Below are 8668 nucleotides of genomic sequence, written 5' to 3' on the forward strand. Positions count from 1 at the left end.
GAGCAGTAACGATTCCTATACCAATTTTGCGACGCTCCTGCTTCCCGTTGGGCAGCACCACCATTGCCATTGTGTCAGGAATCGCACCTTGAACGGCGGAAGGAGGAACAACAAGTGCAGCATCACGCTTTTCGAGGATAATCCGTACCCCTGCGGACATTCCCAAACGCACCAGTTGGCGATATTGAGCGGGAACGGAATCCAGCAAGCCGGTTATCAAATAGGACACTGATCCAGGCCCACTATCTGGTGTCGCTTCGCCGGCGACCGCCACAATGATACCGCCGAGTGGGATTGGAATGGCCGGAAAAGTCAATTCGATTCGCTGGCCTTCGCGGATACGCCCAGCGTCGATTTCATCTACCTTCGCGATCACGGACAAGCGCTTCATATCAGCAATTGCGAATAGGCTCTGGCCGCGTGTGACGCTCGCGCCAACCGCAAGCGATAAACCGCGGTCCTGTCGAACGGGCGCTGCAATTAATGTGCCTGACCGCGGCGCCGCCAATGTGGCTAGCGCAAGCTGCCGACGAGCCAAGCTCAAGCGTTCTTTTGCATTTTGATACTCGATTTGCGCGACCCTCTTGTTTGCCGCAGAGGCTTGCTGGCGAACGGCTCGCAATTCGTCATTTGCCCCAGCCAGCGTTTGCTCATCGTTGCGTATCTGCTGACGAAGACCATCCAGCTCGCTCCGAGGAACAATACCTTCGGCGTATAGCGCTTCAGTTTCAAGCAGTTTTCGCCGATTATCGGAAGCTGTCGCAAGTGCTGCTGCCTGTGCTCGCTGCGCGCGGGTGTAGTCGAGGCTGGCGTCAAAACCAGCAAGCAATTGATAAGCCTGGGCAGCCTTCAGTTCAGCGGCTTCCATTTCACGAATTCGCTGGATCAGCCCAGAGGTATCGAATACGACAAGGGGCTGACCTTCAGTAATACTCTCTCCAAGTCGAACCGGAAGCTTCTTGATCGTAGAATCGAAAGGAACGGTGACTTCGATAATATCGGCAGCCCTGATCGTCCCGGAAACGGTAATGGCCTGTTCAAGTGGCTGGATTTGCGCAATCGAGGTGGAAGTTGCAGTTTCCGATGTCTGTGCAGAACGTTCACAGACATACAGGATCAGCGCCGCAACGACGACAGCTGCACCCATCGCAAGAGGTCGTTTACGTACGACTAATCGTTCAAATCGATGTGCCATGTATCAGTCGTCGTTCCTAGTTGCTGGTCAAGTATGGTGAGTCCGTTAAGGTAGCCGACAGTTGCCGACAGCTGCTGGGTTTCCGCATTCCTCAACACAGCTTCGAACGACAGGACTTAAAAATTGGAAGCGCGTCCCGCTTTCAGCTTGGTCCGGGAGAGCGCCAAGGCCTGCTTTGCAAGATCGTGAGCCCGGACCGCCACTTGCAGTTGGAGCCAGTTCGATTCGACCTGTGCGACACTATCGCGTATGTCAGATTCCACTTGTTGGGAAATCTCTTGAAGCATCAGCTCGCCCGTTTGGACGGTGGTATTAGCGACGACTTCTGCCTGTTTAAGCAAGGAATTGTTGAGTGGGATTGTTAATCGTAACCCGATGGAACTGGAGGTGCCGCTCCCGTTTGCTGAACGATTGGTGCCGGGAATGCGGTTATCAGTCACTGTTCCCACAGCCGATACATCCCACAGACGATTGTCGCGAGCCAGAGTTAGGCCGAGCCGCGCTTGCTCGACCGCCTTCTCCTGGGTTAAAAGTTCTACCCGATGGGTCCGCGCGATCGTGACCAAACGATCGAGATCGAGTTTAACCGGTACCGTTGATAGCGAGTCCAATTTACCCAATCGGGTATGAAGGTCGAGCRCGAGCAGGCGAAGAAGCGCCAAGCGTGCTGCGTCAACGCTCCGCTGTGCCTGCAATAGTGCAAGCTCCTGATTCGCAATATCCGCCTCATTTTGGACGAGATCGGCCGATGCCATCCGCCCTGCAGTGACAAGAACACGATTCACGTCGAGCTGTTCGCGTGAGCGCGTTAGCGAATTACGCGCGAGTTCCACCTGATCGCGCGCCTGGATCAAATTACGATAGGCTATGACTATTCCGGTAATGATCCCGTTAATCGTGTTGCGAACATTGAGGCGGTTGATGTCTTCGTGGAGCTGAGCCACGCGAACGGGGATCGTGTTTATTGCAATCCCGGCTCCTCTCAACAGAGGTTGAGTAACTGAAAAGGTGCGAGCTTGACTGAAACCGCCAACGCCGCTTTGTGTACCTGTACTGGTATCCCAGGAATAATTGATAATGGCGCCAGTGGGGACAAGCCATGTGCCGTTCGCCCCCAGCGAGGTAACGCGATCATTGACATTGAAATTTCGAGTTGAGCCAACTGAGCCATTTATATTGGCCGAGGGCACGAAGCGCTGCTGTGCAACCCATAGATCATAGCGCTGCGCAATGCGTTGCACGTAGAGGCTGCGGACTGTCCGGTTGGACCGCAAGCCGAGCGCAACAGCATCAGCCATAGTAAGATCAAGGGAATCCCCTGTTCCTGAGGTACCGATATTGGTACTGCCAGAGTCTCCCTTGGAGATAATGTTAAAGTGCAAACAATCAACGCGAAAACGAAATAATATACGCGGTACTTCACGTACGTGCCTCCGATACTCTACTTACCACCCTGGCATTGGCGGATGCGTGCAACCCAGGGCCTTAAGCGGCCGCCACAATATCCAGTCATTACAATCAGCTTGTGCGGTAATCCGCTTCCGATTTCGACCCTCATACCTACTCGGCCCGGAGTGCCACAACCGGATTGACACGTGCCGCCTGCAAAGCAGGATAGAGTCCAAACAGGATGCCAACGAGGCTGGCCAGCACGGCCCCTAACGGAAGTTGAGCTGCCGGCGCGATAAACATCCATCCCGAATGGTAAGCAAAAGCAGCCGCTATCGCCGTCCCCAGCACCGTACCTATCAGACCGCCACTCAGGCCGAGGATCCCTCCTTCCACAACGACGACAAGCATGATATCGGAAGGCGTAGCGCCAATCGCAATGCGAAGACCAAACTCGCCGCGACGCTCCATTAGCCCCATCAGCATGACATTCGTGACGCCGATTCCGCCGACAATTAAGGAGATTCCTCCGATCGCTGCGAGAAGGCGGGTGATGATTGCTTGCTGCTGCTTTTGTGCCTCGATTGACTGCCGGGCTGTGTGGACATTCACGGACTTATGCTGCTCTTTCATGAAATCGACTACGACCGCGTTTGCAACAGCTTCTGCTTCATAATCGCCAAGGTAATGCAGGAGGATGAGATCGATATTGGATGTTTTGTTGACACGGGGCGCGCTTGAGGGAGGAACCAGGATGCTCTCATCTAATTTTGGGGTCAGCAGTGGATTGGCATGGCTGGCGTCAGCGATACCCACGACGGTAAACCCATAGTCACCTATGATGATATGCGCACCAGGCACGACGGGGCGGCCGGGTTCCGATAGCGCCTCGGCAAGATCGGAACCAACCACTGCGGATTGAAGTTGGCCGTCGACCGGTAGCAGTCCGCGGCCCAGCTTTWATGAGATTCCCGCGAGCGCAGGAAATTCCTCATCCACCGCAATCACCGTGGCAGATTGACGCTTGAACCCGTTGGCGACGATCGTTTCGCCAGTGATTGCTGGCGCCACGCGATCTATCGCTCCAATGCGTTGTCGGATGGCGATCGTCTTTGGCCAAGTCAGCGGGTGGTCGCTGGTGTTGCTCTGAACGACCATCGTATCGATACCGAGACCACGAAAAACCCGCGCCGCCTCGACTTGGGCGTTATAGCCGATGATGATCGTGCCAACGACAGAGGCAGTGCCAATCACGATTCCGATCAAGGCAAGTGCCGTCCYTTGACGCCGGTTGAGCAAGCTATGCCCTGCTTCGCGAAGGATATCGGCTAACTCCGCGAGTCGTTTATCGGTAATTTTCATTCGCGCGCTGTATCGGCGACGATGCGGCCATCACGCAGCTCTACGATACGGGAACAGCGTGCAGCCAGGCGCAAGTCATGCGTGACCATAACGATCGTGACCGGGGGAGATCCCATGTGGAGCGAGGTCAGTATGTCGAGTACTTCGTCTGCCGTCTTACTGTCAAGATTACCAGTCGGTTCATCTGCGAGAACAATGGCTGGATTTCCGATCAGGGCGCGCGCCACCGCCACGCGCTGTTTCTGACCGCCTGACATTTCTCCGGGGCGGTGATCTGCGCGTGCTTCCAGCCCGACCCGGGCGAGCATGGCACGGGCGCGCTGCTCTCTATCCTGAAAGGCGACACCTTGATAGCGTAGCGGAAGAGCGACATTCTGCCATGCTGAAAGGTTGGGCAAGAGATGGAAGGCTTGAAAAACGAAGCCCAGCTTGTGTTTGCGAATATTCGCCAATTCACGAGGATCAAGCCTGGTCGTGTCCTGCCCGTCGAGGTGGATTTCACCAGCGGTAGGTGTATCGAGCAAACCAATCATGTTCATGAGCGTGGATTTGCCAGAACCCGATGGTCCGGTCAGCGCAACGAATTCGCCCGAACGAATTCTAAGTGAAACACGATCCAATACAAGTAAATCTTCCTCTCCGTTTTCGTATATCCGCGACAGGTTTGTGACGGCGATTTCTCCCGCGCGTAATAATTGTACAGTCATACCCGCCATATTACCTGATTTAGCTTGTCAGCCTCCAGATTGGCCGGGACACAATTTGGTGAAATATATTTACAACTGTTGAGTCGCGCGCCATCGGGTGTCTACGCGGTGCTGGGATGACGCTTACTCCGCACTTCCAAGGGCGCAAACAATTTGGGCGTCATCCGCTCCTGCTTCGATGCCCTGCGCAAGCAAAGGGCACAGCATGCCCGATGCACCCGGCCAGGCTTTTTACGGCCCCGATCATGCTGAGTGCATGGCGGCTGAATTGTTACAAACTATCTTGCGTATAAGTAATTTTTGATGCGCCATAGATATGGAACAGCTGATCCAAAATTTACATTTTTTTTTGAAAGTATTATGATGAAAGCTATCGCACTTATTTCAGCGGCTGCAAGCCTTGCCATCGCAGCACCGGCGTTTGCCGCTCCGGTAACCATGACCTTCAAGAACGTCAGCACGACAACCACCATGGCGGTTTCGAATGTCAATACCTGTGGAGTCCTGTCGCCGGCGCCGGTGGCTGTTGCTGCCGGAAACACTTCGGCAGCGTCCAGTACCGACTGCGGGGGCGTGGCATCGGCTTCGCACGTCACGTATGCCATGGGATCCAAGACCTGTACTTTCCACATCTCGACGATCTATACCCAGCCCAATCCGCTCCTTGGTACACAGGGCTATTGGACGCCAAACGCATCGACCACCCCGGGTGGCGGCGCGATCTGCGCCGTCGTCAGCCAGGACGTGTCGAACATTTCTACGACAGGCGCCTTCAAGGCTGTCTTCTCGATGAAGTAATACTGTATGGAGAGCCCGTCTCGGCGGCGCGCTCTCCATCTACTGAAMCTGCCACTCAGCGCCGATGCTGCGTGATTCTGGAGATGAAAAATGAGTGTCAATGGCTTGGGCGTTTCTTATCGCAATGCTTCCTCCAACGTGAGCTCTACCAAAGTTTCGGGCCTTGCTCAGACGGAAGGCACAGACACCGCAAAGGCCGGAAACAGCGCGGCCACGGCATCGAGCGGTGTGATTGTTCATATTTCCGACAGCGCAAAGGCGGCGTCGGCCCAGGCGGCCACCGCACCGTCCTTCAAGGACGTCGGCATGGCTGCGCGCGCAAAACTGGATGCCCTGAAACAGCAAGCGGCAGAAAAAACTGGCGCAACTGCAAGTTCCGTAAACCTTAATCATGTTGATTATTCGTCCTTTAGCGATCAAGACTTGGCGGCCATGCGTCTCAACTCGTCTGGCAATTTCTCCAAGGATGAGCAAATACAGGCCGAAGCGATGCTCGGCGAAAGAATGAGAGTCTCCCTCGAAACATACAGGGGAGCCACCGAATCGGGAGATCGCCGAGGACATGCGATGACGATCGACGCCCTCTACGCCCAAATGACGCCGGAAGTCCGAAGCGCCTTGGGCTGGACGCCTGTCATGATGGCGGCGAACGACCGCATGCTGGCCGGCGATGAGAAGAAATTTGGCAAACTTCCTGTTTCGGGAATCCTCGCGAATCTCCAGGCCACCCAAGCCACGGGCGGCCTCACGTTCCGGGCAGGGCAATTGCCTGACGGGGACAACGTCGCGATAAATGAGTATCGAAAATATTTCTTGTAATCGCACCGAGATCCGCCAGAGCAGAAACCGGCACTTTCTGAATTAACTCTACTTGTGTCATCCATTAAGCTCGACTGTTCAAGGCCAGGGTGGGCCTGGAAACGGTGCGTGGATAAAGACGATCAGAGAAATCGCGCCGGGCTTGGCTCATCGACGCTGCCAGGTGTATCAAAGCACGCCCATCTCCTTCAGCAGGTTGTCCGCATGGTCCACCTTCTCCATGTTCCACAGTATGTAGCGGATGTCGACCTGGATGTCGCGCGTGGCGCGCGGGTTGAAATCCCAGTCGGAGATGATGGAATCGAGCGTGCCGTCGAACGCGAGGCCCACCAGTTCGCCGCGCCGGTTCAGCGCGGCCGACCCTGAGTTGCCGCCCGTGATGTCCAGCGTGGCCAGGAAGTCGACGGGCACCGTCTTCGGCTTCGGATCGACCCAGCGGCCGAAGTCCTTCGCGCGGATGGCGGTCAGCTGGCGCTCCGGCGCATTGAACTCGCCTTCGCCCGTGTGCTTGGCGACGACGCCGTTCACGGTCGTGAACGCGGTCCAGGAGCCGGTGCCGTCGGCGCCGTAGTCGCGGCCCTTGACGTTGCCGAAGGTGACGCGCAGCGTGCTGTTCGCGTCCGGATAGACGGCTTGCCCCTTGCTGTGCATGTAGGCGATCTTCGCCTTCATATAGCTGGCGTAGGCCTTCTGGATGTTCCCGGCCAGTTCGTCCTCCTCCGCCTCGTGCTTCATGTCGGCGTCGTACATGGCGACGGCGGCCCGGATGAAGCTGTCGTCGCTGGCTTTAAAATCCTGCGGGGTCTTGTTCAGCCACGCCGTGCGCACATCCTTGTTCTGCAGCTGCGAGCCGGCGTAGATGCGGTCCAGCGCGGCCTTCAGTTCGGCCTCGCCCATGCCCGGCTTGATGCCGAGGGCGGCGTCGAATGCGGCGTCGTGCTGGTCGACCKGCTGGGCGTTGTACTGCTTCAGGAAGTTCAGCACGAGGGCCTTGTCGACCTTTTCATCGTATGTGCGGTCCTGGCCGCCGATGACGGACGTGAGGCGCGGCAGGTCGCGTTCCTGGTAGCCCGACTTGCGCTCGATGTCCGGCTTCGTGCGTTCGTTGGCCAGGCGGTACAGGGTGCGCGCCGAGTTCAGGAAGCGCGGCATCGAATAGCCGAGGAAGAATTCGCGCTTCGTCTGCGCATCGCGCCGGGCGATCAGTTGTTCGGCCGCCTCGATGGCGGCACCGAATTCGGCCTTGCGCTGCGGGTTCGCGTTGACCCAGGCTTTCAGCGCATTGTGCTCGGCCGTCTTGCGCGCGAGGATGTCGCTGCCTTCGTAGCTGGCGATCATGCCCTTGCKGTTCTTGTAGTAGTTGTTGACGCTGGCGATCTGGCCCGCGTACTTCAGGTGCGCGGCCGGATCGTTCTTCGTCTCCCGTTCGATGACGGCCAATGTCTCCCCGGACGCCTTCACGAACGCCGGGTAGTTCCAGTCGAACGTGAACGCGACTTCCGACGGCAGGCGGTGGCGGTTCGTGCGGCCCGGGTAGCCGAGGGCCATCACGAAATCGCCTTCCTTCACGCCGTTCTGCGCGATCTTCAGCCACAGCTTCGGACGGTACGGGACGTTGTCCTTCGCGTAGTCCGCGGCCTTGCCGTCGCGGGTGACGTAGGCGCGATAGAAGCCGTAGTCGCCCGTGTGGCGCGGCCACATCCAGTTGTCCGTGTCGCCGCCGAACTTGCCGATGCCGATTGGGGGCGCGTGCACGAGGCGCACGTCGCGGATCTCGAGCTGCTTGATGCGGTAGAACTCGAGGCCGCCGTAGAAGCTCGCCACCGTGCAGCGGTAGCCGACGTCTTTCTCGCACTCGGCCACGAGGGATTTCTGGTTCTTTTCCATCGCGTCCAGGCGCGCCTTGCCCGTCAGCTTCGCGACGTCAGGCGTGATCACGCGGGTGCTGACGTTGGCGACTTCCTCCGTGACGAACACGCGGCTGCCCGGCGCTGCGGGCAGTTCGTCGGCCATCGTCTTCGCGAGGAATCCGTCGGCGAGCAGGTCGCGCTGCGGCGTCGAGTTGACGGCCACGCTGTTGTACACGCAATGGTGGTTCGTGATCACCAGGCCCTGCGGCGACACGAACGACGCCGAGCAGCCGCCCAGGCTCACGATGGCGCCCATCGGGAATTCGGTCAGCCTGGTGAGGGTTGCCGGGTCGAGCTTGAGGCCGTCGGCTTTGAGTTGCTTCGCTACTTGTGGCAGCTGCTGCGGCATCCACATGCCTTCGTCCGCATGTGCGGCGTAGGAAGCGAGGATGGCGAGCGAGAGAAGGGTTTTTTTCATCGCTTGTCCGTAGATATGGCTTGGTGCCTATTCTAGTAGGGTGGGGTGTTTGATGCCCCCGGCATCAAAC

At 57.5% G+C, this 8668-nt stretch carries 7 protein-coding genes; 2 read left to right on the top strand and 5 right to left on the bottom strand.

Annotated features, from left to right (window positions below; all coding sequences use genetic code 11):
* The 4 genes from AC1DYX_RS23940 to AC1DYX_RS23955 all read right to left on the bottom strand — a co-directional run.
* Positions 1-1195: efflux RND transporter periplasmic adaptor subunit (locus tag AC1DYX_RS23940; protein ID WP_477263502.1), on the bottom strand; the 1195-nt coding region annotated here is incomplete at its 3' end.
* Positions 1196-1311: 116 nt separating this feature from the next.
* Positions 1312-2493 carry a TolC family protein gene (locus tag AC1DYX_RS23945; RefSeq protein ID WP_477263504.1) on the bottom strand — a complete coding sequence of 394 codons (1182 nt, stop codon included), beginning with the start codon at positions 2491-2493 and terminating at the stop codon, positions 1312-1314.
* A 262-nt stretch (positions 2494-2755) separates the two neighbouring features.
* On the bottom strand, positions 2756-3946 hold the full coding sequence (locus AC1DYX_RS23950; RefSeq protein ID WP_477263506.1) for an ABC transporter permease: 1191 nt from the start codon (positions 3944-3946) through the stop codon (positions 2756-2758).
* On the bottom strand, positions 3943-4653 hold the full coding sequence (locus tag AC1DYX_RS23955) for an ABC transporter ATP-binding protein (RefSeq protein WP_477263508.1): 711 nt from the start codon (positions 4651-4653) through the stop codon (positions 3943-3945). The genes AC1DYX_RS23950 and AC1DYX_RS23955 overlap by 4 nt, the downstream gene beginning before the upstream one ends.
* Before the next feature lie 360 nt (positions 4654-5013).
* Between AC1DYX_RS23955 and AC1DYX_RS23960 the strand changes: the two genes are divergently transcribed.
* Positions 5014-5451 (top strand): hypothetical protein, encoded by a 438-nt coding sequence (locus AC1DYX_RS23960; RefSeq protein WP_477263510.1) that lies wholly within the window; start codon positions 5014-5016, stop codon positions 5449-5451.
* A 90-nt stretch (positions 5452-5541) separates the two neighbouring features.
* The gene (locus AC1DYX_RS23965) at positions 5542-6270 is read left to right on the top strand and encodes a hypothetical protein (protein ID WP_477263512.1); all 729 of its coding nucleotides are present in this window, start codon (positions 5542-5544) and stop codon (positions 6268-6270) included.
* A 168-nt stretch (positions 6271-6438) separates the two neighbouring features.
* Here the strand turns inward: AC1DYX_RS23965 and AC1DYX_RS23970 are convergent, their stop codons facing one another.
* A complete protein-coding gene (locus AC1DYX_RS23970; RefSeq protein WP_477263514.1) occupies positions 6439-8598 on the bottom strand; it encodes a S46 family peptidase in 2160 nt (719 codons plus the stop codon).
* Between the last annotated feature and the right edge of the window lie 70 nt (positions 8599-8668).

This window comes from Massilia sp. P2_C2 (genome assembly GCF_056404615.1).

What these genes read in the sequence shown, in the direction of transcription:
- AC1DYX_RS23955 (WP_477263508.1), bottom strand. Translation starts at nt 4,653, where the DNA reads ATGACTGTACAATTATTACGCGCGGGAGAAATCGCCGTCACAAACCTG.
- AC1DYX_RS23960 (WP_477263510.1), top strand. Translation starts at nt 5,014, where the DNA reads ATGATGAAAGCTATCGCACTTATTTCAGCGGCTGCAAGCCTTGCCATC.
- AC1DYX_RS23965 (WP_477263512.1), top strand. Translation starts at nt 5,542, where the DNA reads ATGAGTGTCAATGGCTTGGGCGTTTCTTATCGCAATGCTTCCTCCAAC.